The organism is Bradyrhizobium sp. ARR65 (assembly GCF_000472385.1).
Lineage (GTDB): Bacteria > Pseudomonadota > Alphaproteobacteria > Rhizobiales > Xanthobacteraceae > Bradyrhizobium.
This window is the reverse complement of the sequence record NZ_AWZU01000012.1, coordinates 145,351-170,101: the sequence shown is the minus strand read 5'-3', so window position 1 is coordinate 170,101 and position 24,751 is coordinate 145,351. Positions and strand designations below refer to the sequence as shown.

At 63.9% G+C, this 24,751-nt stretch carries 25 protein-coding genes; 17 read left to right on the top strand and 8 right to left on the bottom strand.

Annotation, left to right across the window (positions count from 1 at the left end; translation table 11 throughout):
• Window positions 1–16: 16 nt before the first annotated feature.
• Window positions 17–1,627 (bottom strand): helicase HerA-like domain-containing protein, encoded by a 1,611-nt coding sequence (locus F758_RS0116155; RefSeq protein ID WP_024508831.1) that lies wholly within the window; start codon window positions 1,625–1,627, stop codon window positions 17–19.
• A gap of 351 nt (window positions 1,628–1,978) precedes the next feature.
• Here F758_RS0116155 and F758_RS0116150 point away from each other — a divergent pair, with 351 nt between their 5' ends.
• The 11 genes from F758_RS0116150 to F758_RS0116100 all read left to right on the top strand — a co-directional run bounded on the left by F758_RS0116150 (window position 1,979) and on the right by F758_RS0116100 (window position 12,762).
• On the top strand, window positions 1,979–2,341 hold the full coding sequence (locus F758_RS0116150; RefSeq protein ID WP_024508830.1) for a hypothetical protein: 363 nt from the start codon (window positions 1,979–1,981) through the stop codon (window positions 2,339–2,341).
• A gap of 23 nt (window positions 2,342–2,364) precedes the next feature.
• The gene (locus tag F758_RS0116145; RefSeq protein WP_024508829.1) at window positions 2,365–2,772 is read left to right on the top strand and encodes a DUF4332 domain-containing protein; all 408 of its coding nucleotides are present in this window, start codon (window positions 2,365–2,367) and stop codon (window positions 2,770–2,772) included.
• 110 nt (window positions 2,773–2,882) lie between these two features.
• Complete coding sequence (gene folP, locus F758_RS0116140; RefSeq protein WP_024508828.1) at window positions 2,883–3,743, top strand: dihydropteroate synthase; 861 nt, start codon at window positions 2,883–2,885, stop codon at window positions 3,741–3,743.
• Window positions 3,740–4,114 carry a dihydroneopterin aldolase gene (gene folB / locus F758_RS0116135; RefSeq protein WP_024508827.1) on the top strand — a complete coding sequence of 125 codons (375 nt, stop codon included), beginning with the start codon at window positions 3,740–3,742 and terminating at the stop codon, window positions 4,112–4,114. The genes folP and folB overlap by 4 nt, the downstream gene beginning before the upstream one ends.
• A 131-nt stretch (window positions 4,115–4,245) precedes the next feature.
• On the top strand, window positions 4,246–4,785 hold the full coding sequence (folK, locus tag F758_RS0116130; protein WP_024508826.1) for a 2-amino-4-hydroxy-6-hydroxymethyldihydropteridine diphosphokinase: 540 nt from the start codon (window positions 4,246–4,248) through the stop codon (window positions 4,783–4,785).
• Window positions 4,786–4,847: 62 nt separating this feature from the next.
• The gene (locus tag F758_RS0116125) at window positions 4,848–6,710 is read left to right on the top strand and encodes a methylmalonyl-CoA mutase family protein (protein WP_024508825.1); all 1,863 of its coding nucleotides are present in this window, start codon (window positions 4,848–4,850) and stop codon (window positions 6,708–6,710) included.
• Window positions 6,707–7,171 carry a GFA family protein gene (locus tag F758_RS0116120; protein ID WP_024508824.1) on the top strand — a complete coding sequence of 155 codons (465 nt, stop codon included), beginning with the start codon at window positions 6,707–6,709 and terminating at the stop codon, window positions 7,169–7,171. The genes F758_RS0116125 and F758_RS0116120 overlap by 4 nt, the downstream gene beginning before the upstream one ends.
• A 27-nt stretch (window positions 7,172–7,198) precedes the next feature.
• The gene (gene scpA, locus F758_RS0116115; RefSeq protein ID WP_024508823.1) at window positions 7,199–9,352 is read left to right on the top strand and encodes a methylmalonyl-CoA mutase; all 2,154 of its coding nucleotides are present in this window, start codon (window positions 7,199–7,201) and stop codon (window positions 9,350–9,352) included.
• Window positions 9,353–9,529: 177 nt separating this feature from the next.
• Window positions 9,530–10,522, top strand: coding sequence for a methylmalonyl Co-A mutase-associated GTPase MeaB (gene meaB / locus F758_RS0116110; protein ID WP_024508822.1), 993 nt, complete (start codon window positions 9,530–9,532; stop codon window positions 10,520–10,522).
• The gene (locus F758_RS0116105; protein ID WP_024508821.1) at window positions 10,519–11,184 is read left to right on the top strand and encodes a pyroglutamyl-peptidase I; all 666 of its coding nucleotides are present in this window, start codon (window positions 10,519–10,521) and stop codon (window positions 11,182–11,184) included. Before meaB ends, F758_RS0116105 begins: the two co-directional genes overlap by 4 nt.
• Before the next feature lie 213 nt (window positions 11,185–11,397).
• Entirely contained in the window at window positions 11,398–12,762 is a 1,365-nt protein-coding gene (locus F758_RS0116100) for a TIGR03808 family TAT-translocated repetitive protein (RefSeq protein WP_024508820.1), read from the top strand.
• Between the two features lie 4 nt (window positions 12,763–12,766).
• Here F758_RS0116100 and F758_RS0116095 read toward each other — a convergent pair whose 3' ends face one another.
• The 3 genes from F758_RS0116095 to F758_RS0116075 form a co-directional block, all read right to left on the bottom strand.
• Window positions 12,767–13,159, bottom strand: coding sequence for a TIGR03809 family protein (locus tag F758_RS0116095; protein ID WP_245286509.1), 393 nt, complete (start codon window positions 13,157–13,159; stop codon window positions 12,767–12,769).
• Between the two features lie 728 nt (window positions 13,160–13,887).
• Window positions 13,888–14,586, bottom strand: coding sequence for a zf-HC2 domain-containing protein (locus F758_RS0116080; protein ID WP_024508818.1), 699 nt, complete (start codon window positions 14,584–14,586; stop codon window positions 13,888–13,890).
• Window positions 14,583–15,152 carry a sigma-70 family RNA polymerase sigma factor gene (locus F758_RS0116075; RefSeq protein ID WP_024508817.1) on the bottom strand — a complete coding sequence of 190 codons (570 nt, stop codon included), beginning with the start codon at window positions 15,150–15,152 and terminating at the stop codon, window positions 14,583–14,585. The genes F758_RS0116080 and F758_RS0116075 overlap by 4 nt, the downstream gene beginning before the upstream one ends.
• Window positions 15,153–15,653: 501 nt before the next feature.
• Between F758_RS0116075 and F758_RS0116070 the strand changes: the two genes are divergently transcribed.
• Window positions 15,654–16,766, top strand: a complete 1,113-nt coding sequence (locus F758_RS0116070) for a DUF2336 domain-containing protein (RefSeq protein ID WP_024508816.1) — start codon at window positions 15,654–15,656, stop codon at window positions 16,764–16,766.
• Window positions 16,767–16,801: 35 nt separating this feature from the next.
• Here the strand turns inward: F758_RS0116070 and F758_RS0116065 are convergent, their stop codons facing one another.
• Both F758_RS0116065 and F758_RS0116060 read right to left on the bottom strand, forming a co-directional pair.
• Window positions 16,802–17,440, bottom strand: a complete 639-nt coding sequence (locus F758_RS0116065) for an NrsF family protein (protein WP_024508815.1) — start codon at window positions 17,438–17,440, stop codon at window positions 16,802–16,804.
• Window positions 17,441–17,442: 2 nt separating this feature from the next.
• Entirely contained in the window at window positions 17,443–17,988 is a 546-nt protein-coding gene (locus F758_RS0116060; protein ID WP_024508814.1) for a sigma-70 family RNA polymerase sigma factor, read from the bottom strand.
• A 303-nt stretch (window positions 17,989–18,291) separates the two neighbouring features.
• Here F758_RS0116060 and F758_RS53000 point away from each other — a divergent pair, with 303 nt between their 5' ends.
• The 4 genes from F758_RS53000 to F758_RS0116040 all read left to right on the top strand — a co-directional run bounded on the left by F758_RS53000 (window position 18,292) and on the right by F758_RS0116040 (window position 21,571).
• The gene (locus tag F758_RS53000) at window positions 18,292–18,726 is read left to right on the top strand and encodes a hypothetical protein (protein WP_024508813.1); all 435 of its coding nucleotides are present in this window, start codon (window positions 18,292–18,294) and stop codon (window positions 18,724–18,726) included.
• A gap of 125 nt (window positions 18,727–18,851) precedes the next feature.
• The gene (locus F758_RS0116050) at window positions 18,852–19,631 is read left to right on the top strand and encodes an enoyl-CoA hydratase (protein WP_024508812.1); all 780 of its coding nucleotides are present in this window, start codon (window positions 18,852–18,854) and stop codon (window positions 19,629–19,631) included.
• A 203-nt stretch (window positions 19,632–19,834) separates the two neighbouring features.
• A complete protein-coding gene (locus F758_RS0116045; RefSeq protein WP_024508811.1) occupies window positions 19,835–20,383 on the top strand; it encodes an AAA family ATPase in 549 nt (182 codons plus the stop codon).
• Between the two features lie 222 nt (window positions 20,384–20,605).
• Complete coding sequence (locus F758_RS0116040; protein ID WP_024508810.1) at window positions 20,606–21,571, top strand: amidohydrolase family protein; 966 nt, start codon at window positions 20,606–20,608, stop codon at window positions 21,569–21,571.
• 77 nt (window positions 21,572–21,648) lie between these two features.
• Here F758_RS0116040 and F758_RS0116035 read toward each other — a convergent pair whose 3' ends face one another.
• Window positions 21,649–22,440, bottom strand: coding sequence for a crotonase/enoyl-CoA hydratase family protein (locus F758_RS0116035; RefSeq protein WP_024508809.1), 792 nt, complete (start codon window positions 22,438–22,440; stop codon window positions 21,649–21,651).
• A gap of 91 nt (window positions 22,441–22,531) precedes the next feature.
• On the opposite strand from F758_RS0116035, the gene F758_RS0116030 reads away from it, so the two are divergent.
• On the top strand, window positions 22,532–23,158 hold the full coding sequence (locus F758_RS0116030) for a TetR/AcrR family transcriptional regulator (protein ID WP_024508808.1): 627 nt from the start codon (window positions 22,532–22,534) through the stop codon (window positions 23,156–23,158).
• Between the two features lie 99 nt (window positions 23,159–23,257).
• On the opposite strand, the gene F758_RS0116025 is transcribed toward F758_RS0116030, so the two are convergent.
• On the bottom strand, window positions 23,258–24,655 hold the full coding sequence (locus F758_RS0116025) for a CoA transferase (RefSeq protein ID WP_024508807.1): 1,398 nt from the start codon (window positions 24,653–24,655) through the stop codon (window positions 23,258–23,260).
• Window positions 24,656–24,751: the final 96 nt, after the last annotated feature.

Sequence of the window (24,751 nt, the reverse complement as noted above, 5' to 3'; positions counted from 1 at the left end):
ACCCGGAACTTGGAGATCATCGCCGCAACAATCCGCCGAGCACGCCGCGCACCACCGCGCGGCCGACTGAGCCGCCCATCGAGCCCGCGACCGATTTACCGATGTTGGCGGCCATGCCGCCGACCACCTGATCCGTCACCGAGCGCGTCACCTTGCGCGCGATCAACTGCCCGGTCGAGAGCCGCCCGCGCTTTACATTGGTGCCGAAAATACTGCTCACGAGCGAACCGATCTCTCCCCATACGCTGCCGCCGGATCCGTCCGCGGTGGCAGCGCTGTCTGCGACGCGCTTCTGCAATATCTCGTAAGCGGACTCGGAGTCGATGGCGGTATCGTATTTTCCCTTCACCGGGCTTGCATCCATGATCGCTTTGCGCTCCTCCGGCGTGACCGGTCCGATGCGCGCCGATGGCGGGCGGATCAGGGCGCGCTCGACCATCGCCGGCACGCCATTGCCTTCGAGGAAGGACACCAGCGCTTCGCCCTTGCCGAGTTCCATGATCACCTTGGCAGTGTCCAGCTTGGGATTGGGCCGGAATGTCTGCGCGGCGGCCGCCACCGCCTTCTGGTCGCGCGGGGTATAGGCCCGCAGCGCATGCTGTACGCGGTTGCCGAGCTGGCCGAGCACCCGATCAGGCACGTCGATCGGATTTTGGGTGACGAAATAAACGCCAACGCCCTTGGAGCGGATCAGCCGCACCACCTGCTCGATCTTCTCCATCAGCGCCTTGGGCGCATCGTTGAAGAGAAGATGTGCCTCGTCGAAGAAGAACACGAGCTTCGGCTTCTCGGGGTCGCCGACCTCCGGCAACTGCTCGAACAGCTCCGACAGCATCCACAACAGGAAGGTGGCATAAAGCCGCGGGTTCTGCATCAGCTTGTCGGCGACGAGGATGTTGATCATGCCCCGGCCGTCACGGTCGGTACGCATGAAATCCTGCAGCGACAGCGCCGGCTCACCAAAGAATTTTGTGCCGCCCTGGTTCTCAAGCACCAGAAGCTGGCGTTGAATCGTTCCAACCGTGGCTCGCGTCACATTGCCGAATGCCAGCGCGGCTTTGCGGATGGTCGCCAGCGGATCGTCCTCGCCATCGCCGCTCTTCTTGCTCGGATCGGGGACGATTGCATCCAGGAGCGTCCGCAGATCCTTCATGTCGACGAGCGGAAGCCCGTTCTCATCGGCCACGCGAAACGCGACGTTCAGCACGCCCTCCTGCACGTCGTTGAGATCGAGCATGCGTGACAGGAGAAGCGGCCCCATCTCGGTGACGGTGGCACGAACAGGATGGCCCTGCTCGCCGAAAACGTCCCAGAATATCGTGGAAAACTGGTCGGGCTGATACGTCAATCCGATCTCGGCAGCTCGCTTCGTGATAAAATCCTTTGGCTGCCCGACTTCGGAAATGCCGGAGAGGTCGCCCTTGATATCGGCCGCGAAAACGGGAACGCCAGCACGCGCAAACCCCTCCGCCATGACCTGCAATGTCACGGTCTTTCCGGTTCCCGTGGCGCCGGTCACAAGCCCGTGGCGGTTTGCAAGCGCGAGCGTGAGGAAGGCGGGCTCTTCGCCTTTGCCGACGAAGATCTTCGTTTCGCTGTCACCGAGCTTGTCGTCGGAAGTCGCCATCGTTCTTTGGTCTCGCAGCTGCATCCCACTCTTTAACTCGGATCATACTGCATCTGGCAAGTCGATTTAAGCCGGTCAACTGGCCCTTCGCGGGAGCAAAAGGCCGTCAAACGCAGGCGATACGCCTCGATCCGTGCTTTCAGCCAATTGCAAGAGCAAGCCAAGCGTTTCTCGCCTGACGATTTCCTTTGAATCTCACACCTGCTCTTGCACGCCTGCAACACTCGCGCCGCGATTGAAGACGAATCGCGCATTGCAGCGCGGTGATCGCTTGTATTTCGCCGTTCGCAAGCTCAAAATGATTTCCCAAAATAAAAGGAGCCGGTGCACAACCGGTTGAGGCGGGGCAATATGGACGAATTGGTTGGCGAGCTGGTGACCAAGGCCGGCATCGACCGGTCTATCGCTGAAAGAACCGTTGGTATCATCCTCGGGTTCCTGCGCAGCGAAGGTCCTTCCGACAAGGTTCAGGCTCTGATCGACAAGATTCCAGGCGCGGAAGCGGCGATTGCTGCATCGAGCAGCGGCGGTCTCTCGAGATTGATGGGCGGCGGCCTTGTGGCCGCTGGTACCAAGCTCATGGGCCTGGGTCTTGGCATGGTGGAAATTCAAAACGTCGCGCGTGAACTGCTGCAGTTCGGCCGCGACAAACTCGGAGCGGATCAGATGGGCGAGATCATCGCCGAGACACCGGGGCTCAGCCAATTCGCCTAAATCACACTTTCACATTTATTGCCATGACATATCCTCTCTCCGAACTGGAGGGCATGACAGCCTTCTCCGCTCAAAAGCTCAAATCGCATGGTATTCGCACCACCGAAGCATTGCTCGAGGCCGCCCGCACCGTGAAGGGACGCAAGTCGCTGGCTGCAAAGACCGGCATCAGCGAGCAGCAATTGCTGGAATGGGCGAATGTCGCCGATTACATGCGGATTCCCGGAATGGGCAAGGCCAAGGTGGGGCTGGTTCGCGCCGCCGGCGCCACCACGGTGCGCGAGCTTGCCCATCGCAATCCGACGCGGCTTGCACAGAACATGAAGGAAGTGAACACCAAGCGCAAACTGGTCCGCATTCTGCCTTCCGAAAAATCGGTCGAGCAACTGATCGCGCAGGCACGCAAGCTGCAACCCAAGATCACCTACTAAAAGATCTGCTGCCGCGGCGAACATTCTAGAATCTTATCATTTGTTATTGACGCACAGGCCGCCCTCGCCCGCGTCTTGACTTGAGGGCGGCAACCGCGCAAAGCCACCACATGAGCGCGATCCCGTCCAGACTTGCCGAAACGGCTGTGGCCGGCCTGCATCCGCTACTGCGGAAGCTGCTGTCAAAGCCATACCCGGCCGTGATGGGCGTCTTGAACGTAACGCCGGATTCCTTCTCCGACGGCGGACAATTCTTCAGGCCCGAGCGGGCGCTTGCGCATGCACAACGCCTGATTGCCGAAGGCGCCGACATTCTCGATGTCGGCGCGGAATCCACCCGTCCCTATGGCGGCGCCCAGCCGGTGACGGCGGAGGTGGAGATCGCGCGTCTCGAACCCGTGCTGCGCCACATCGTCGCCCTCGGCGTTCCCGTCTCGATCGACAGCATGAAATCGGCGGTCGTTGCGTTTGCGCTGGACGCAGGCGTCGCGATCGCCAATGACGTCTGGGGCCTGCAACGGGATAGCGGCATCGCGGACCTGGTGGCCGCGCGCAATGCACCTGTTATCGTCATGCACAACCGCGACAAGGCCGATCCGTCAATCGATATCATGAAGGATATTTCGGCGTTCTTTGCGCGCTCGCTGGAGATCGCGGCCAAGGCCGGCATTGCCCGCGGGAACATCGTGCTGGATCCCGGCATCGGCTTCGGCAAGACGCAGGAGCAGAGCATGACCGCGCTGGCGCGGCTCGATGAATTGCAGAGCTTCGACCTGCCGATCCTGGTCGGTGCCTCGCGCAAGCGCTTCATCGCCTCCGTCGGGCCGGCCGAACCGGAAGAGCGGCTTGGCGGCTCGATCGCAGCGCATCTTATTGCCGCCCAGCGCGGTGCCGGCATCATTCGCGCGCATGACGTCGCGGAGACCGTGCAGGCGCTGCGTATCGCGGCGGCGATCGAGGAGAAGCGATGACGGATACCATTTTCATCAAGGGCGTCGTCGTGCATGCCCGTCACGGCGTCATGAAGCATGAGACCGAGGTCGGGCAACGCTTTGTCATCGACCTCGAGCTTTTCGCCGATCTCTCGGAGTCCTCGCGCACTGACCGGCTCGCCGATACCGTGTCCTATTCCAGCGTGGTGGAGACTGCAACCGACGCCTTCAGAAACACCAATTACAAGCTCCTGGAGCGCGCAGCCGGCGCCGTGATCGACGCGATCCTGGCCGCGTTTCCCAGGGTGCGCGGGGTCAAGATCACCGTGCACAAGCCGCATGCGCCAATTGCCGAGATTTTCGAAGATGTCGGCGTGGTGCTCACGCGCGTGCGGCATCCGCACGGCTAGTGGTCCGATCCTGACATTCGCACTCCTTCGCGGAGGCACCTTTGCGAATGTCAGGATCAAAGGACCACAAGCAAAGATATTGTTGCTAGTGGGGCTTTGGATTTGACGTTCGCATGAGGGAAGCGCGGCGAATGAGCAGCGAACGTCAAATCCGTTCCACTAGCGCGATCATCGCGCTGGGCGGAAATGTCGGCGACGTCCGTGCGACGTTCAGGCAAGCGATCGTGGACATCTGCAGCCTTGCGCAGGCGCGCCTGGTGGCGCGCTCCTCCGATTATGCCACGCCGCCCTGGGGCGACGAGCAGCAAGCGCGCTTCATCAATGCCTGCATCGAAATCGAGACCGGCCTCGACCCACACGCCCTGCTCGCGGCCCTGCAAAGGGTCGAGCGCAAATTCGGCCGCCACCGCAGCAAGCAGCGGCGCTGGGGACCGCGCACGCTCGATCTCGACCTGATCGCGTATGACGACGTTTCGCTGCAAACGGCGGAACTTACGCTTCCCCACCCGAGGGTCCTCGAGCGCGCTTTCGTGCTGGTCCCGCTCGCCGAGATCGCCCCTGACCGCCAAATCGGCGGACACACGGTCAAGGCCGCGCTGGCAGAGTTGTCGACCGAGGGGATCGAGCGGCTTCCAGCAATGGATCGACCCCAAAACAACCGTTTGGCTTGACCGCCCGGCCGTGGCAATTTCCGGCCCAAAGTTGAGACATTGCGCCGGGAGCAAACTACCGCATGACCACCGATCTGCCATTGGCTTCCGATTTTCCGCAAGCCACCTATGAGGACTGGCGCAAGCTGGTGGATGACGCGCTCAAGGGCGCCTCGTTCGAGAAGCTGGTCAGCAAGACCTATGACGGCCTGACAATCGAGCCGATCTACACGCGCGCGAAAAACGCCACGCTCGTCGGTGCGCGGCCCGCGGCCATGCCCTGGGAAGTCATGCAGCGGATCGATCATCCCGATCCTATCAAGGCTAACAAGATCGCCCTGCACGAGCTCGAGAACGGAGCGACCGGCCTCGAAATCGAGTTCGCCGGCGGCGCCGGCGCGCGTGGCTTCGGCGTGATCGACGCGGGGCCGGAGACGCTGCAAAAACTCTTCGACGGCATTGTCCTCGATGCCGGGATTTCGATTGCGCTCAACCCTGTACTGGGCCGGGAAAATGCCGGCGAAAATCTCGCCGCGCTGATCGAGGCAAGGGGCATGGATCCGGCGAGGCTCAATCTGCGCTTCAACTATCAGGCGCTGTCGACCATGGCCGTGCGGGGAGCCGCGCCGTCTGCCTGGCGCGAGATGGAGCCGCCATTTGCGAAGGTCGTCGCGGGATTGATGAGGCGCGGTTTCAAGGGGCCGTTCGTTCTCGCCGATGGCCGCCCGATCCATGATGCCGGCGGATCGGAAGTGCAGGAACTCGCTTTCGCGCTGTCGCTTGCGGCGGCCTATTTGCGCATGCTCGAGGCCGGCGGCGTCGAACTGGATGCCGCGCGCGAGGGGCTGTCGTTCCGCCTGGTGGCGGACGCCGATCAGTTCCTGACTATGGCCAAGTTCCGTGCGCTTCGCCTGCTCTGGGCCCGCATCGAACAGGCGTGCGGCCTTGCACCCAAGCCTGCCTTTGTCGCCGCGGAGACGGCGTGGCGGATGCTGACCCAGCGCGACCCCTACGTGAACATGCTGCGCGCCACCATGGCGACGTTCGCGGCCGGTCTTGCCGGTGCCAACGCCATCACGGTGCTGCCGCACACGCTGGCGCTCGGCTTGCCCGATGCCTTCGCGCGGCGCGTGGCGCGCAACACACAACTCATCCTCCTTGAGGAATCCAACCTCGCGAAGGTATCGGATCCCGCCGCCGGCGCGGGCGGCATCGAGATGCTGACGCAACAGCTTTGTGCCGCGGCCTGGGCCCTGTTCCAGGAGATTGAAGCTGCCGGCGGCATTTTTACTGCCCTTCAACAGGGCCTGATCCAGGGCAAGGTGGCGGCGACGCGCAATGCACGCGAGGCCAGCATCGCCCGCCGGAAGGATGTTCTGACCGGTGCCAGCGAATTTCCCAATCTGCGCGAAGAGCAGGTCGCGGTGGAGGATGTGAAGCCGGTGACGCCTGCGGCCACAAGTGACGCCATCACCTTTGCACCGTTGGCCCCGATCCGGCTTGCGCGGCCATTCGAGGCGCTGCGCGACCGTTCTGACGATATTCTCCGCACGACCGGCAAACGGCCGGGCGTGTTTCTCGCCAATCTGGGCCGCCCGTCCGATTTCACCGCGCGGGCAACTTTTGCAAAGAGCTTTTTCGAGAGCGGCGGCATCGAGGCCATCGACAGCGAAGGCTTTTCCGACACCTCATCCCTTGCCGCCGCCTACAAGGCCTCGGGGGCGGACCTCGCCTGCCTCTGCTCCTCGGACAAGGGCTATGCCGAGCAGGCGGCGGATACGGCCCGGGTCCTGCAAATCGCGGGCGCCAAACATATCTATCTGGCAGGTCGCGTGCCCGAGCAGGAAGCTTCGTTGAAGACGGCCGGCGTCGACAGCTTCATCTTTGCCGGCGACGATGCACTCGCGGTGCTGCAGGACGCTTATCGGCGAATGGAGCAACCATGACGGTCGACACAAAACTTTTGCTTACCGGCGGCTGCCAATGCGGTGCCATCCGCTTCGCAGTGAAGGCCGCGCCGCTCAAGATCAGCATCTGTCACTGCCGGATGTGCCAGAAAGCCTCCGGCGCGCCGTTCGCGTCCTTCGCCGACATTCAGAAAGAGGATTTCGCGTGGACCCGCGGCCGGCCGGCGTCCTTCCGCTCCTCCTCGATCGCGGAGCGCGACTTCTGCGCCCAATGCGGCACGCCGTTGAGCTTCCGCCGCATCGACGGGGACCGCATCGAGATCATGACCGGCGCCTTCGACCGGCCCGATCGCGTGGTCCCGACCCGACAATACGGCACCGAATCCCGCCTCGGTTGGGTGGTCGGGATCGCCAACCTGCCGAGCCACACCACGCTGGAGAGTTACGGCGCGGAGAAGCTTGGCAGCATCGTCAGCTACCAGCATCCGGACCATGATTGAGATGACGAGCTGTGTTAGGATAGTTCCATGAGCCGCATCCCGAACTTTGCCAGCGTCGCGTTCGAAAAGGCGCCCGCCCTTCAAACCACCGGCAATGCCGAGTCTTGGCTCACGCCCGAGGGCATTCCGGTCAAGCCGGCCTACGGCGAGGCGGATCTCGCTGGCATCGATTTCCTCGAGACCTGGCCGGGCATCGCCCCTTACTTACGCGGCCCCTACCCGACGATGTACGTGAACCAGCCCTGGACGATCAGGCAATATGCCGGCTTCTCCACGGCGGAAGATTCCAACGCCTTTTATCGCCGCAACCTCGCGGCCGGGCAAAAAGGCCTATCCGTCGCCTTCGATCTCGCCACTCATCGCGGCTATGACAGTGATCATCCGCGCGTCTCCGGCGACGTCGGCATGGCCGGTGTCGCGATCGATTCCATCTACGACATGCGCACGCTGTTTGCCGGGATCCCGCTCGACCAGATGAGCGTGTCGATGACCATGAACGGCGCGGTGCTGCCGATCCTGGCGCTGTTCGTGGTCGCTGCCGAGGAACAGGGCGTGCCGCCGGAGAAACTGTCGGGCACCATTCAGAACGACATCTTAAAAGAGTTCATGGTGCGCAACACCTATATCTATCCACCTAGCCCTTCGATGCGGATCATCTCCGACATCTTCGCCTTCACCTCGCAGCGGATGCCGAAATTCAACTCGATCTCGATCTCCGGCTATCACATGCAGGAGGCCGGCGCGACGCAGGATCTCGAGCTTGCCTATACGCTCGCCGACGGCGTCGAATATTTGCGCGCAGGGCTTGCCGCCGGCCTCGATGTCGACCGCTTCGCACCGCGGCTGTCGTTCTTCTGGGCGATCGGCATGAACTTCTTCATGGAAGTCGCCAAGATGCGCGCCGCACGCTTGCTCTGGGCGAAGCTGCTCAAGCCGTTCAACCCGAAGGATCCGCGCTCGCTGTCCTTGCGCACGCATTGCCAGACCTCTGGCTGGTCGCTGACCGCGCGGGACGTGTTCAATAACGTGATGCGCACCACCATCGAGGCAATGGCGGCGACCCAGGGCCACACCCAGTCGCTGCATACGAATGCGCTGGATGAGGCGTTGGCACTGCCGACCGATTTTTCCGCTCGCATCGCCCGCAACACGCAGCTCTTCCTGCAGCAGGAGAGCGGCATCAACCGAATCATCGATCCCTGGGGCGGGTCCTATTATGTGGAGCGGCTGACGCACGATCTCGCGCTCAAGGCCTGGGATCACATCCAGGAGGTCGAAGCGCTCGGCGGCATGGCAAAAGCAATTGAGGCCGGCCTGCCCAAGCTTCACATTGAGGAAGCCTCGGCCAAGACGCAGGCGCGGATCGACGCCGGCAAGCAGGCCGTGATCGGCGTCAACAAGTATAAGCCCATCGACGAAGCGCCGATCGACATTCTCAAGGTCGACAATTCCAACGTCCGCCGCCTGCAGATCGACAAACTCAAGCGGCTGCGTGCCGAGCGTAACCAGAAGGATGTAGATAGCGCGCTCGCGGCACTGACGCGCGGGGCCGAGGGCAACGGCAACCTGCTGGCGCTCGCGATCGACGCAGCGCGCGCCAAGGCCACCGTTGGCGAAATTTCCGATGCCATGGAAAAAGTGTTCGGCCGCCACCGTGCCGAGATCAAATCCATCACCGGCGTCTACAAGCGTGAGGCCTCCAGCATGTCGAACCGGGTCGCAAAGGTGCAGGCGCTGATCGAGGCCTTTGAGGAGGCGGAAGGGCGCAGGCCGCGCATCCTGGTCGCCAAGATCGGTCAGGACGGCCACGACCGCGGCCAGAAGGTGATTGCGTCGGCCTTTGCCGATATCGGCTTCGACGTCGATATCGGGCCGTTGTTTGCCACCGCCGAGGAAGCCGCGCGCCAGGCGGTCGAGAACGACGTCCACATTCTCGGCGTCTCCTCGCTCGCGGCCGCGCACCTCACTGCGGTCCCCGAGCTGAAGGCCGCGCTCAAGAAGCAGGGCCGCGACGACATCATGATCATCGTCGGCGGCGTGGTTCCGCCGCAGGATTATGATGCGCTGTACAAGGCCGGCGCGGAGGCGATCTATCCGCCGGGCACCGTGATCGCAGATGCCGCCGAGGAGCTGATCCACAAGCTCAATGCGCGGCTCGGCCATAGCGAGGCGGCGGAGTAGCGTTCGCTGCACCCATTATCGCTACTCACTGACATGCCGCCCGACACGGCCCGATGGAGGGAGCGCGTATCTTTGGCCCGCCCCCAGGGTGACTCGGACGATCAGCCGTAGACGTTGAGCGGTGCAGATCGACGTCTGCCCCCTCGCCTGTCCGAACGTGCCGTTGTAAAGCAGGGCATGGCCACGCCGACCAATCCCCGCTTCGACATCGAGACCTTGGCAATGGAGCTGCGCGCCGGCCGGCGTGCGGCGCTAGCACGGGCGATCACGCTGATCGAGAGCCGGCGCGGCGATCATCAGGCCGCCGCGCGCGAGCTGGTGCAGATGCTGTTGCCCGACACGGGCAAGGCGATCCGCGTCGGCATCACCGGCTCGCCGGGCGTCGGCAAATCGACCACCATCGACGCGCTTGGCATGTTCCTGATCGAACGCGGCCACAAGGTCGCTGTGCTTGCGGTCGATCCCTCGTCGGCGCGCTCCGGCGGCTCGATCCTCGGCGACAAGACGCGGATGGCGCGCCTTGCCGCCTCCGATCACGCCTTTATCCGCCCCTCGCCTTCCTCCGGCACGCTCGGCGGCGTCGCGGCCAAAACCCGCGAGGCCATGCTGCTATGCGAGGCCGCCGGTTTCGACGTGATGCTGGTGGAGACGGTCGGCATCGGCCAGTCGGAGACAGTGGTCTGCGACATGACCGACTTTTTCCTCGCCTTGATGCTGCCGGGCGCCGGCGACGAATTGCAGGGTATCAAGAAGGGCCTGGTCGAGCTCGCCGACATGATCGCCATCAACAAGGCCGATGGCGACAACATCAAGCGAGCCAACGCCGCGGCGGGCGAATATCGCAGCGCCCTGCACATCCTTGCATCGCGTTCCGAGCATTGGCAGCCGCCGGTTGAGACCTATTCGGCGCTGACCGGCGCGGGTATCGCCGAGCTCTGGCAAAAGGTCCTCGAGCACCGCAGCGCGATGACCGCGTCAGGCGATTTCGCCGCACGACGCCGCGAGCAGCAGGTGAAATGGATGTGGTCGATCCTGGAGCAGCGGATGATGGCGCGGCTGCGCTCGGATGCCTCACTGCGCGGAAAGGTGAAAAAGATCGAGGCCGAGGTCGCGGGAGGCCACATCACGCCGGCGCTGGGTGCGGAGGAGATCGCGGAGATGCTGAAATGAGCGGGAAGCTGCGCATCCTCCTCACCGGTTTTGGCCCGTTTCCCGGCGCGCCCTTCAATCCGACCATGCCGCTGGTCGCGCGCCTGACGCAACTGCGCCGCCCCGCGCTCGACGACGTCGAACTGACCGGTCACATCTTCCATGTCACCTACCAGACGGTCGATCGCGAACTGCCGGAGCTGATCAAAGAGGTCGCGCCGCAGGCCTTGCTCATGTTCGGCCTTGCCGACCGCACGCCTTATCTGCGGGTGGAAACGCGCGCACGCAACGCCGTCACTACGCTGCTGCCGGACGCGGACGGCACGCTCGCCCGGCAAGGGTCGATCGTCAGCGGAGCCGACTCCATGCCGTTCGGCCCACACACCGCAAGCCTGCTGCGTGCAGCGCTCGCAACAGGAATTGATGCCCGCCCCTCGCGCGATGCCGGCAGTTATCTCTGCAATTACTTGAGCTGGCGCGCGATCGAAGCCTGCCGGCGGCCCGATGGTCCATCGCACGCCGCCTTCATTCATGTGCCCCTGGTCGCGCGCGATGGCGCGTCCTACCATGGCCCGTCGGGCATCACGCTTGATCAACTGGTCGATGCCGGCGAAGCCCTGCTGATGGAGCTAATCAAGCTCGCAAGGCGGGCCGCGCGCGAGGCTGCGCCCGCACGGTTGTAGGGTGGATCGAGCGCAAGCGAACCCCATCAACTTCACTGGCGGCAGGCACGATGGGTTTCACTTCGTTAAACCCCATCCATCCTACCCATCACCGCGGGTAAAGATTTTAACCCTACCTCGAAGAAACATCCTTCCCGCCCCTCGCGGTTGCGGCACGACACCGCATTTCTGGAGTAACTCTCGCCACGCGTGCATTCGCGAGAACTGCGGGCCATGAATCTCAATCGACGTCATTTGCTGGGTGCTTCCGCCGCGGGCGCCGTGGGCGCGTTGGCATCGCCCGATACGGCGCGCGCGGCGGCGCTCGCCTCGCTCGGGCGCGATGCCACGCAATATGGCGTGCGGCCCGGCAGCCCCGACGACCAGACCAGAGCTCTGCAGCGTGCCATCGACGAGGCTGCACGCGTGCAAACGCCGCTGGTGCTGCCGCCGGGCGTCTACCGCACCGGCCTTCTGAATCTGCAGGACGGCACCCAGCTCGTCGGCGTGCGCGGCGCCACCAAATTCGTCTTCAGCGGCGGCGCGTCGCTGGTCCTCGGCGAAGGCGCCGGCCACATCGGCCTGACCGGCATCACGCTTGACGGTGGCGACATCCCGCTGCCGCCCCGGCGTGGCCTGATCCATCTTCTCGGCGGGCGTGCCATCCGCATTATCGATTGCGAGATCGTGAGCAGCGGCGGCGCCGGCATCTGGATCGAGCAAGTCTCCGGCGAGATCACCGGCAACGTCTTTATGAACATCGCGTCCACGGCCGTCGTTTCCTTCGATGCGCTGGGCCTGATCGTCTCGCGCAACACGATTTTCGGCACGAGCGACAACGGCATCGAGATCCTGCGCACCGCGATCGGCGATGACGGCACCCTCGTCGCCGACAACCGCATCGAGGACATCAAGGCCGGCCCCGGCGGCTCGGGCCAGTACGGCAATGCCATCAACGCGTTTCGCGCCGGCAATGTGATCGTGCGTGGCAACCGCATCAAGAACTGCGATTACTCCGCGGTGCGCGGCAATTCGGCGTCGAATATCCAGATCACCGGCAACAGCGTCAGCAATGTCCGTGAGGTCGCGCTCTATTCCGAATTCTCCTTCGAGGGCGCCGTCATCGCCAACAATACGGTCGATGGCGCGGCGCTCGGCGTCTCCGTGTGCAACTTCAACGAAGGCGGACGCATTGCGGTCGTCCAGGGCAACATCATCCGCAACCTGTTGCCGAAACGGCCGATCGGCACCGCGCCGGACGATGACGCCGGCATCGGTATCTACGTGGAGGCAGATAGCACCGTCACCGGCAACGTAATCGAGAACGCACCAGCTTTCGGCATCGTTGCCGGCTGGGGCAAATATCTGCGCGACGTCACCATCTCCGGCAACGTGATCCGCAACGCTTTTGCCGGCATCGGCGTATCGGTCGTGCCGGGCGCCGGCACCGCACTGATCAACGACAACGTGATTTCGGAGACGGCGCGGGGCGCCATCGTCGGGCTCGATCACGCCCGTCCCGTCACCGCGGACCTGACAAGCGACAGTGCGCAGCGCTATGCGCAGCTCGTGATCGGCAGCAACGCGGTGCGGAGATAGTTCTTTAGAGCGCATTGCGCAGCAGCGGATAGCGCTGCTCGATCGCGGCGAGGTCGACCCGTGGCGGTGAAGGGGCGATCAGCGCCCGCTCCAGCGCGACGAGATCGATTATCGGCGCGGCGGGCACCTCCTCCGCGGGAACGAAGTCGGCGGCGGTGGCGGATGCGATGGAGGGCGCGCTCGCGAGCGGAAGCGCCTCATACCCGCGCTCCTGACGGACGAAGCGCGGCGCCTCGTCCTTGCGCGGGCTCGACCGCCCGGACAAAGTGCGCCAGGTCTCCACCGCCCTTTTGGCTTCCCGGATGTTCTCGAGAAAAGCACGTTCGCTGTGATAGCGGCGCCACCGGCCGCTCTCGAACAATTCAGTGAGATGCTGCAGCCGCTGCTCGGCAAGCATGCACCAGCGCACGATCAGATCGTGGCGCAAAGCCACGTCCAAGTGATGTGTCATTGAACCCCAGCCCGTAAGGAAGATAACGGACGCAGACGCAACGGACGCGAATCACCCTGACGTGACCGCATTATTTTTGTGGAAAACATTTTTGTTGTCCAGCGGACGCCAACATTTCGCCGCGCCGGGCGGCGTTCCGCAGGTTTCGCGGTCAAGCCACGCGCGCGTCATCGCGGCCATGTCGCCTTAGGGACGCGGCAAAACAGCGCGAAAATGAAAGACCCGTCCGGGGGGACAACCGGACGGGTCAAAGTCATATGGCGCTTGGGGTGGATGGGCGCTCGCGCCTGATATGACTGGCGGGGAGGGATTTCCGCTCCCACACCCTTTGGTCGCCAAGCACCCGGGGCACGTTCAATCGATGAGTGATTTTTTTAATCTTTGGGGGACGCGGTTCCGGACGCAAATTGATCATTGCTCGGCTGCGCCGTTGGTCCCGGTGGCTGCGGATTTTTCGCCGGCGGCGGTCGCAACTGGCGGCTTTTCGCTCTGTTCCGGCACGCTTTCACCGGATCTGGCAAGTTCCCGTGCGATCAAGGCGCGGGCGCGGCGGCAACCACAGCCGTCACGGCCGCATAGATGTCGGCCGCAGAGATCATCACGTCCTGGTGAGCCGAGATCGCGCGCAGTGAGGAGGAGCGTGAAGCACGGGACCCGGAGTTCGCGAACAGCCCTCACTGCGCCGGCACGGCGAGGCTGACGCTCTTCTCGCCGGAGAGCTTGTTGATCACGCTTGATCGATCTTCCTTGCTCATGGCCTGATCGCCGAACTGCAGGCGGAACATGTCGTCCCTCGCCCTGCCGATGATGGAGGCCTGATATTTGTCGAGCAGCGCCGTGATATCGGCGATACGAGCTTCCGGCGCAAACCGCACCAGCGCACGCGGCGGCGCGGCGCCGCCCAAATAGTGGACGACGGGCTCGTTCATGCCGAGCGAGGCCGTCTGATAGGGCGCGGACTGGTTACCGATCAGCACGGTGGCGATCACGCCGGCCTGCAACACCAGCACCAACGCACCGAGGCTCACACACCAGGCGAGTGTCCGCAGCGAAAGACTCGCGAAAAAGCCGGACACGCGCGCCACCAGGCCGACCCTCGCCCGCCGGCGGCGTTCCGGTTCGGCGTCGATCGCCGCAAACAGCTTCTGCAGCGGCCGTCCCGACGGCGCACCGAGGCTCTCGTTGACGACGATGGTTTCGGCATATTCTTCACGGATCACGGCGAATTGCCGCGCAAGATCGGGATCGCGCGCCAGCGCCTCCTCGACGCGCCGTGCGTCGCGCGCAGTCAGAGTGCCGGCCGCGTACCATGGCAGCAGCAGCTCAATGTCACTGGGCCCGTCTTCCAGCATCTTCTTGCTCAGTGCCATCATGGCCAGCCTCGCTCCACGCCGGCTGCTTTGAGCAGTTCGGCCAATTTTTTGCGCGCATAGAACAGCCGCGTCTTCACGGTGTTTTCGGGAATCCTGACGATGTCAGCGACCTCTTCCACCGATTTCTCGTGGTAGTAGACGAGATCGACGATCTCCCGATGTTCGCGCGAAAGTCCCGCCAGGCACTTACGCAACGCTTCACTGGCGTCCTTCTTGGTGGCGACCACCTCCGGATCGTCGGACGTATCCGGAAGCGCGTCGGCAACCTCATCCTCTAGTTCAAGGTCCTTCCTGCGCCGCAACGCAGACAGGGCCTTGAAACGTGTGATTGCCAAAAGCCAGGTGGGAACGGCGGATCGGCCTTCAAACTTAACGGCCTGACGCCATACGTCGAGGAAGACCTCGTTGATGAGGTCTTCCGCGACCTGTTCGTCGCGGACGAGCCGAAGCCCGAAACGAAACACCCTGACATGGTGCCGCCCGTACAGCACCTGCATGGCGAGCCGGTCGCCTTGAGCGATCCGGGCGATCAGAATTTCGTCCGAAGCCGCCTGTGTTGCACTCAAGTGCCGTCTCGCAGGATTTGTCGGATGGGGTTGGCGAGTGGTTCGATCGTGGAGCCAAGATTCTTGAGTATGGCACGGCTGCGCGATCGCATCTGTGACCTATCCCACAAGCCAGCAGATGCTCAGGAGAGCGCCTCGAAAATTCAGGTATCATAATACAGTGATTTGAAACGAGCTCGGCAAGGCTTCCGCCAAGCCAGCGTCGGCGGTCCGCAAGCCGTCGTCCGCCGCATGAAAATTCATTTGTCGAAATAACGGTAACGGAGCCTTCGTGCACTCCTATTCGGCTCCAAAAGATACCAAAACTAAAGGCTTTCCCGCGTAGATTTTGCCTTCAGTTCCACCGATGGCGAAATCATGGGCCCGACCTTTCGGGCTCGCCTATGTGGCGAGAATCCTGCTCTTTCGCTCTCGGAGATCTGACGGGCGCCGTTTTCAAAACACGAAGACATTTTCAACGGACGACGAATCGGCGGTTCGTATCTGCTCTAGGACAGAGACATGGGTTCAAAGTCTGCCGCCAGTACCGATAGCTTGCTCGACGAATTGCAGGCCGCGCTCGCGCACGGCACAGTGGCGCGGCGGGTCGAGACGCTCCGCCGCGTCGCGGACCTGTTCATCGAAGGCGCGGTCGACTATTCCGACCAACAGATCGAACTCTTCGACGACGTCTTCCAATGTCTGATCGAGCAGATCGAGATTTCCGCCAAGGCGCTCCTTGCCAATCGTCTGGCGCCCATCGATGTTGCGCCACCGCAGACCGTCCGCACGCTGGCCCTCGACGAGGCAATTGAGGTCGCAGGGCCGGTGCTGTCGCGCTCCGAACGGCTCGACGACGAGACGCTGATCGAGGCGGCGCACAACAAAAGTCAGGCACATCTGCTCGCGATTTCCAATCGCCGCGCCCTGAGCGGCGCGGTGACCGAGGTGCTGGTGCTGCGCGGCAACGACGAAGTGGTGCAGAATACGGTCAACAATCCCGGCGCCGAATTTAACGAGCGCGGCTTCACCCGGCTGGTCAGCCGCGCCGAGGGTGACGACAATCTGACGACTTGCATCGGCCTGCGTCCCGATCTGCCGCGGCATGTTTATCTGAAACTGCTCGCCAAGGCTTCCGCGACCGTGCGGCAGCGCTTGGAGGCGGCCAATCCGAAACTGGCCGGCGATGTGCCGGGCGCGGTGCGCGAGGCAACCCGGCGCGCGCGCTCGGCTCCCTCTGGGCTAACCCAGCAGACCGAGATCGCGCATGCCCTGGTCAAATCGCTCTACGAGGACGGACGGCTTGACGAGCAGCAGGTGGTGCAGTTTGCGGAAGACGGAAAATTCGACGAAGCCAACGCCGCGATCGCGGCCCTTGCCAACGTGCCGGTGTCTACAGCGGAAAACATGATGATCGAGAGCCGCGCCGAAGGAGTGATGATCCTGTGCAAAGTGTCGGGCATGTCATGGTCGACCGTGAGGGCGATCATCAATATGCGCGAGGAGCTCTCGGGCGGAACGCCCACCGACATTGCCTCCTGCAAGGCAACCTATGAGCGGCTGCGCCCCTCGACCGCGCAACAGGTGCTGCGCTTCCATCGCATGCAGCAGAACGCGGACGCACCGGCGGCTTAAGTCCGGCGTCTGGCGCAGTCGCCGAGTTGTCGCCTCTAAAATCTCAGCACCTTCGTCCCCGCCAGCGCGCCGATCGCGGTCACCAGCGCGGTTGCCACCGTGTACCAGGTCGCGACGAACAGCGGCGAGTCGTCGGTGCAGTGTGAGGCGTAGAACGTCGCGGCGAGGCCCGAGGACATCAATCCAGCCACGGCGCCGGTGAGCGCGGGGCGCGTCGGCGCGCCGTGGCGCAGGCCGACAAGCGCCGCTGCGAGCAGCGGCAGCGACATCAGCGGGATCGCGGTCATGCAGACCCGAGAATTGTTGCCGACCAGCCGCGTCATCATCGGCAATCTTTGCGGCAGCATGGCCTCCCCGGCAATCCCGGCGGCCAGAATCCCGGCGGGGATCACGAACAGCCAACCGAAGCCGCCCAGCGAAACTTCGGGGCGCGACAAATGCAGGCCGGCAATTATTCCCGCCACCGCCAACGCCAGCGTCACGGCGAATTTCAGGTCGAAGAATGGATTATGCATCGCCGTCATGACGTCGGGCCGAACACCGAGCGCGGAAAAAAACATCAGAAGCGAGACTGGTGCTGCGGCAAGCAGCGCCAGCGCCAGCACAAAGCCGACGGGGCGCGCGCGATAGGAATTGTCGGCGGCGAGCGTCCGGATTAGCTGATCGGTATCCATGCTCATTGTTCTCGTAGCCTTGCCGTGAGACTGGCCAGGGCGCGATGCAGCGCCACGCGCACCGCGCCCTCGCTCATCGCAAATTTTCGCGCGGTGTCCCTGATCGAGGCGCTCTCGACCGCGATCGATTGCAGCACCTCGCGCTGGCGCGCCGGTAATGTCTTGAGCTGGGCCTCGACCTCGGCGGGCGCGGCTGTTTCCGCCCTGGGCCCCTCCGGCAGGGTTTCGGCGAAATCATCGATATTGACGAACACCCGCCTGCCCCGGCGGCGCAGCGCGTCGATCAGCTTGTTGCGCGCGACGGCAAACAGCCAGGGCGCGAACGGCGCGTTCGCATCCCAGGTATGTCGCTTCAGATGCACCGCCAACAAGATGTCCTGCACGATATCCTCGGCCTGATCGGGAGGCTGCCCTGCACGCGCGAGCCCGCGACGCGCCGCGGCCCTCAAGACCGGCGTAATGGCCCTGAGCAGACGATGATATGCCGCGTCGTCGCCAGCCATGGCCGACCGCATCAGGCCGGTCCATTCGTCTTCACGTTCGCGCACGCACGCTCCAACCGTTCAATTCGGCCGATCTATCAATTTGTTACGCCGGAAAATTAAAATCACGAAGCCGTGATCGGGATTTCCGGGCGACGATTTGGCGGCTCATTAACACCGATCTTCGCCGCTGGCACGGGCCGTCAGTTCGTCGCTGCAACTTGTGAAGACACCGCGCCAATTGAGCATCAATCGCTGCCCCGCTTTCGCCCGGTATAGCGCGAAGATTCCCTTTTTCTGCCGCGCTGCTGTCATGCCTGGGGGTCTTCTCTGTTCACGTTCTGGGGACTGGAAAAGTGGAGATTGCCAATGAGCAGGGCCAATGCGCATTCGGCGTTGATACTCGCGCTCGGAATGATGATGGGTTTTGCGGTCGTCCCGCCCGCTGCAAGCGACGAACTCAACTCTCCCGTGTTCGTGACGCCGGCCGAAAATGCGGCGCAGCCCAGCACCTCCACGCAGCCGGCCACCCCGAACCAGGTGGTTGCTCCCGATCAGCTCAACGATGTCGACCGCACGCTGCAAAACAATGCGGCGGCCCAGACGAGCGCTCCTCCCGTGCCGACCGCCCAGCCAAGTACGCCTGCCGCCTCCACCGACGCGCCCGCCGCCCGCTCCGCTTCCGTCGCGGCCGCCAGCGGCGAGCATTCGGTTTGGGACGAGACCTCCCTGATCGGCAAGATCTTCATCGGCTTCGGCGCGCTGCTGACCGTCGCCTCCGCCGCGCGCATGTTCATGGCGTAACTCCGGCAGTTGCAATCCGCACCGGGTGCTCCCCGCCACCCGGATTGCGCGACGATCGTTGCACTTGAAGCGCACCCGCGCAGCAGGCACATTCGCCCGCAACACATCAACTTCGCGGGTGAACCATGAGCACGTTCGAGCACATCATTGTCGAAAGCAAGGGCGCGGTTGGCATCCTCAAGCTCAACCGGCCGAAAATGCTCAACGCCCTGTCCTTCGGCGTGTTTCGCGAGATCGCCGCGGCGATCGACGATCTCGAGGCCGATGAGAATATCGGCTGCATCATCGTGACCGGCAGCGACAAGGCCTTTGCCGCCGGCGCCGATATCAAGGAGATGCAGCCGAAAGGCTTCATCGACATGTTCTCCAGCGACTTTGCCGCAATCGGCGGCGACCGCGTCGCGAAGTGCCGCAAACCGACCATTGCGGCGGTGGCCGGTTATGCGCTGGGCGGCGGTTGCGAGCTTGCGATGATGTGCGACATCATCATCGCCGCCGATACGGCCAAATTCGGTCAGCCCGAGATCACCCTCGGCACCATTCCCGGGATCGGCGGCACGCAGCGGCTGACGCGCGCGGTCGGCAAGGCCAAGGCAATGGATCTCTGCCTCACCGGACGGATGATGGACGCCGAGGAGGCCGAGCGCAGCGGCCTTGTCAGCCGCATCGTGCCCGCGGACAAATTGATGGACGAGGCGCTCGCTGCCGCGGAGAAGATCGCCGCGATGTCGCGGCCCGCGGCGATAATGGCCAAAGAGGCCGTCAACCGCGCCTTCGAGACGCCGCTCTCGGAAGGCCTCAATGTCGAGCGCAACCTGTTCCACGCGACCTTTGCGCTGGAAGACCGCGCCGAAGGCATGGCCGCCTTCATCGAAAAGCGCAAGCCGGTGAACAAGAACAGGTAGTTTTCTGCGACGCTGGCACGATCCACGCCATGGTCATGCCCGACCTTGTCGCGCCGGCGGGCCGAGGCCCCTTTGGCGAGGCGAAGGCCCGGCGCCCAGGTTCTTGGCAGCCGGCAAGACGTGGATGGCCGGGACAAGCCCGGCCATGACGGTTGTGCTTGGGGCTACAGCCTTATCCTTTTCCGGAGACAGAGAAAGCCTCCATGAGAAGCCGCCGCATTCACGTCACGGGCGCATCGGGGTCGGGCGCCACCACGCTAGGGCGCGCGCTCGCGGACGCACTGGCGCTGCCGCATCACGACACCGACGACTATTTCTGGAAGCCGACCACGCCGCCCTATCGGGAGCAGCGCGAGGTCGGCGAACGCCTGCGGTTGATGCGGGAGATGTTTCTGCCGCGGGCGGACTGGGTTTTGAGTGGCGGCCTCGGCCGCTGGGGCGACGAACTCATCCCAAGCTTCGATCTCGTCGTCTTTCTCAGGACACCGCGCGAATTGCGCATGCGGCGCCTGCGCGCACGCGAAGCCACGCATTTCGGCGAAGACGCGGTCGGACCCGGCGGCTGGCGCTGCGAAGAGACCGCCGCTTTCATCGAATGGGCGTCGCACTATGAAGACGGCACACGCGAGGGCCGCAGCTTGGCGCGGCAGGAAGCCTGGCTCGCCAAATTGCCCTGCCCGGTGTTACGGCTGGACGGATCGCGGCCGATCGCAGAGCTGGTCGCCGAAGTTCGGCGCGCACTGAATGGCTGAACGGCGCGAAGCGCCCTTGTGCAAGGAGGAGGAACGACGGAGGATCCCAGGCCACCGTCATTCCGGGGTGATGCGTTGGCACCGAACCCGGAATCTCGAGATTCTCAGATGTGCAATTGCACATCAGAGTTCGCCCCTTCGAGGCGCCCCGGAAATGGCGGACTCAACTATAGCGCGCGATCAACAAACAACATTCACGTGCGCCCAAGAGAGGAAACAACCATGCTCACCAGACGAACCATCCTGCTTGCCTCGATTGCCGCCGGAGTCACCATGCAAAATCAATCAGCCCGCGCCAAAGCCTCGCAGCCGTCCACATCAGTGAATTTCGACGTGCCCGCCGGCGCCTGCGATTGCCACACCCACATCCACGCGGACCCGGCAAAATTCCCGTTTTATCCGGGCCGCGTCTATACGCCCGAACCCGCAAGCCCAGAGGAAATGAGCGCGCTGCACAAGGCACTGCACATCGAGCGGGTGGTGATCGTCACGCCCAGCGTCTACGGGCCGGACAATTCCGCCACCCTGTTCGGCATCAAGGCGCGCGGACCGACCGCCCGCGGCGTTGCCGTGATCGACGACAAGACCTCCGAGAACGATCTGGACGCGCTCCAGCAGGCCGGCTTTCGCGGCATTCGCCTCAATCTCGCGACCGGCGGCATTAACGATCCCAATGTCGGGCGCAGCCGCTTCCAGGCCGCCGTCGATCGCATGAAGGCGCGCGGCTGGCATGTGCAGCTTTACACGACGCTTCCGATGATCACGGCGATCAAGGACCTCGTCACCTCTTCTCCGGTGCCCGCCGTGTTCGACCATTTCGGCGGCGCGCAGGCCGAACTTGGCGTCGACCAGCCGGGCTTTTCCGACCTGGTGGACCTGGTCAAGAGCGGCAAGGCCTATGTGAAGATCTCCGGCGCCTACCGGGCCTCCAAGCTCGCGCCTGACTATCCCGACGTGGTGCCGCTCGCGAAGGCGCTGATATCAGCCAATCCGGACCGCATCGTCTGGGGCACCGACTGGCCGCACCCGGATTCGGTGACCCCGCCCGGACACAAGGTCACCGACGTGACGCCGCTGTTCCAGATTGATGACGGCAGGCTGCTGAACCAGCTTCCGGTCTGGGCACCGGATGCGGCGATCCGCAAGAAGATCCTGGTCGACAATCCAGCGCGGCTTTACGGGTTCTAGCAGCGTGATTGCATTAACTTGAAACGAGCTGCTCGATTGGCCCCGACGGTTTGAGATGTGTGCCGGGCGGCCGGACGCTACCGTCCCTGGTAGGCCGGCCTGCGGCGGTTCAGCCAGGCGTCGAGCGCCTCGCTGAGATCATGGGTCGGCACCATGCGCGCGAACTGCTCGCTCTCGATCGCCAGGCCTTCAGCGATCGAGGCGTTCAGGCCGCGCGACACGGCCGCGATGATGCGCGCCGCTGTCAGAGGGGAATGCCTTAAGATGCGGTCGGCCAATGCGAGCGCTTCGGAAAGCACGCGTCCGTGCGGAACGATGCGGTTGATCAACCCCATCTCGTAGGCGCGCTGCACCGAGAAGCTGTCTCCCGTGAGCAGATATTCCAGCGCACGCTTCCTCCCGGCGAGCCGCGGCAGCCGCTGCGTGCCGCCGAATGTCGGGGGAATGCCGATGTTGATCTCTGGTTTGGCAAAGCTCGCCTGCTCGCTCGCGACCGCGAGGTGCACCGCTTCGATGATCTCGCAGCCGCCACCGAAGGCAAGGCCGTTGACCGCGGCGATGATCGGCTTGGGGAAGGCCTCCATGCGCGCGGTCATCGCCTGGCCGCGGCGCACGAAGGCTTTCACCGCCGCATCGGGCCCGTCATTGATGCTGCCGGAGAACTCGGCAATGTCTGCGCCTGCCGAAAACGCGCGATGGCCCGCGCCGGTGATGATCACCGCGCGCGCCGCAGGATCATCCTCGATCTCGTCGAGAAGCTGCATGACCCGGTCAACCAGGGCATAGTTGAGGGCATTGAGCTTCTCGGGCCGGTTAAGCGTGAGCACCGCCACGGCTCCCTGCCTCTCGTGGAGCACCAAATCGCACATGCATTGACCTCTCATTGCAGAACGTGGACGACGACAGCCTAGGTCGCCGCGGCCGATTGTGTACACTCACTAGGCGGTATACTTTGTCGCCATGCCGAGATCAGCCGATTCCACCCGCATCCGCATCATCACGGCCGCCACGCGCCTGTTCTATGACGAGGGGATCCGTGCCGTGAGCGTCGATGCCGTCGCCGAGAAGGCCGGCGTGACCAAGAAGACGCTCTACTATCACTTCCGCGGCAAGGACGAACTGATTGCCGCCTATCTGCAATCGCGTGACCAGCCGACGCTCGATCTCTATGCGCGGTGGTTCGCCGAGACGCAGGGATCACTGGCCGACAAGGTGCGTGGCTTATTTGCGAAATTCGGCGAAGCGGCGAGCCACCCGCGCTGGCGCGGCTGCGGTTTCCTGCGCACCGTCGCCGAGCTTGCCAATGCGCCCGGCCATCCCGCCGTCAAGGCCGGCGCCGCGCACAAGAAGCGATTCGAACAATGGCTCGGCGGCATCTTCGCCGAGCACGGCATCGACGACCGGGTCGAACTGGCGCGCGAAATCATGCTGCTGCTTGACGGCGCGGCCACCGTCATGCTGATCCATCATGATGCCGCCTACGTCAAAGCGGCCGGCGATCTCGCGGGCACGCTGGTCGAGGCCGCATCGCGGCGAAAGGCTGATCGACCGCCCGGCGCGGTTTTACGGGCTGTGCGAAGCAGTTGAAGTCATGTTGCGCTTTAGCGCAACCGCATCTTCAAGATAGGCGTATAACTGGTTGCACAGCTTGCGCAATTCGCCGCAAGAAGCGGCTGGCGCAGGACCTCAGTCCCGCGCGGGCCACTCCGGCTGATGGCTGCCGAGCGGCATCGCCGAGCGCGCCCAGAACGCCGGGCTCTTTGCGAGCTTTGCCGCGTGGCTGACCGAGCTGAGCCGACCGAAGCCGGACGGCAGCTCTTCGAGCAGCGGCTTGATCGCCTCGGCCTTCAAATCCTCGGTCTTCAGCCCCTCCGCAAGACGCCCCAAATTCCACAACCAGCGCCCGGTCTGCGCCAGCGAGACGCGGACCAGCCAGCTACCGCCTTCGCGCGCCTGGCGCGCTTTGGCCACCATGGCGCCGAACGCCATCAGATAGCCGGTGGCATGGTCGAGCATCTGTGCCGGCAATTCCTTCGGGCCATCGACGCCGGCCGCCTGCCCTTCGGCGTGATTGAAGCCGGTCGCCGTCTGCACCAGCGAGTCGAAGCCGCGACGCTCCGACCACGGGCCGGCATGGCCATAGGCCGAGAGCGAGACATAGACGACGCCGGGGCTGATATGCGCCGCCTCCTCCGGCGAGAAGCCGAGCGAGGCGATGGAGCGCGGGCGATAGCCTTGCGAGAAAATATCGGCCTGCGCGAGAAGCCGGCGCAAGGTCGCCCGCCCCTCCTCGCGCTTCAGCTCGACAAAGCTCGTCAGCTTGCCGCGGCCGGTATCGATCACGAGCCAGGGAATCGTCGGCAGGTCGGGCCCGGAGATCAGCATCACGTCGGCGCCATGCGCGGCGAGCGTTCGGCCTGCAACGGGTCCTGCAATGACACGCGACAGGTCGAGCACGCGAACGCCTGCCAGCGGCCGGTCGCCCGCCGGCCACGGCTTTGGCTGAGCCTCGCCGATTTTCTCGATCGTGAATAACGGCAGTTCCGCCAGCGCCCTTCCTTGCGGATGAGCCGACCATTCGTCGTGCGACCGCATCATCGCCACCACGGCGCCACCGGCATAGGCGGCGGTCTCGAACGCTTCGCCCTCCCATTGCTTGAGCGCGGCCTGGATCGCCTCGCGCTCTTCGGCGCAGTTCAGGACTTTGCAGACGGCCGCGCGATGATGCGGAAAATTGGTGTGCAGCCGGACGAAGCGGCCGTCGCCCGTCTTGTAGATGCCGGCGGTCGGGTCCCAGGCTGGCGGTGGTGTCTTGTCGTCGACACGCAAATAGCGCTCGGAGCGACATTCGACCACGGCGTGGCGCATGTCGACGGCGACGTCCTGCGCTTGTCCGTTGCGCATCTGCCAGATCCGAGCCGCGGCAAGGCCGCTCGCCGCAATGCTCGCTTGCGCTGCGGCGGCCACCCGAAACGACGACGCCAGTTGCGGCTCTTCGCCGGTGAGCGTGACCGCGGCGAGCGCATCCGGCTCGCCGCCCGCGAGCCGCCAGAGGTCGGAGAGGATTTCGTAGGGTGTTTGCATGTTGGGAGCCTCAAGCCACTTCTGTCATCATCCGCGAAGGCGGATGATCCAGTATTCCGGGACGCGAGAGAGTCAACCTCGGAGCAACACCCGGCG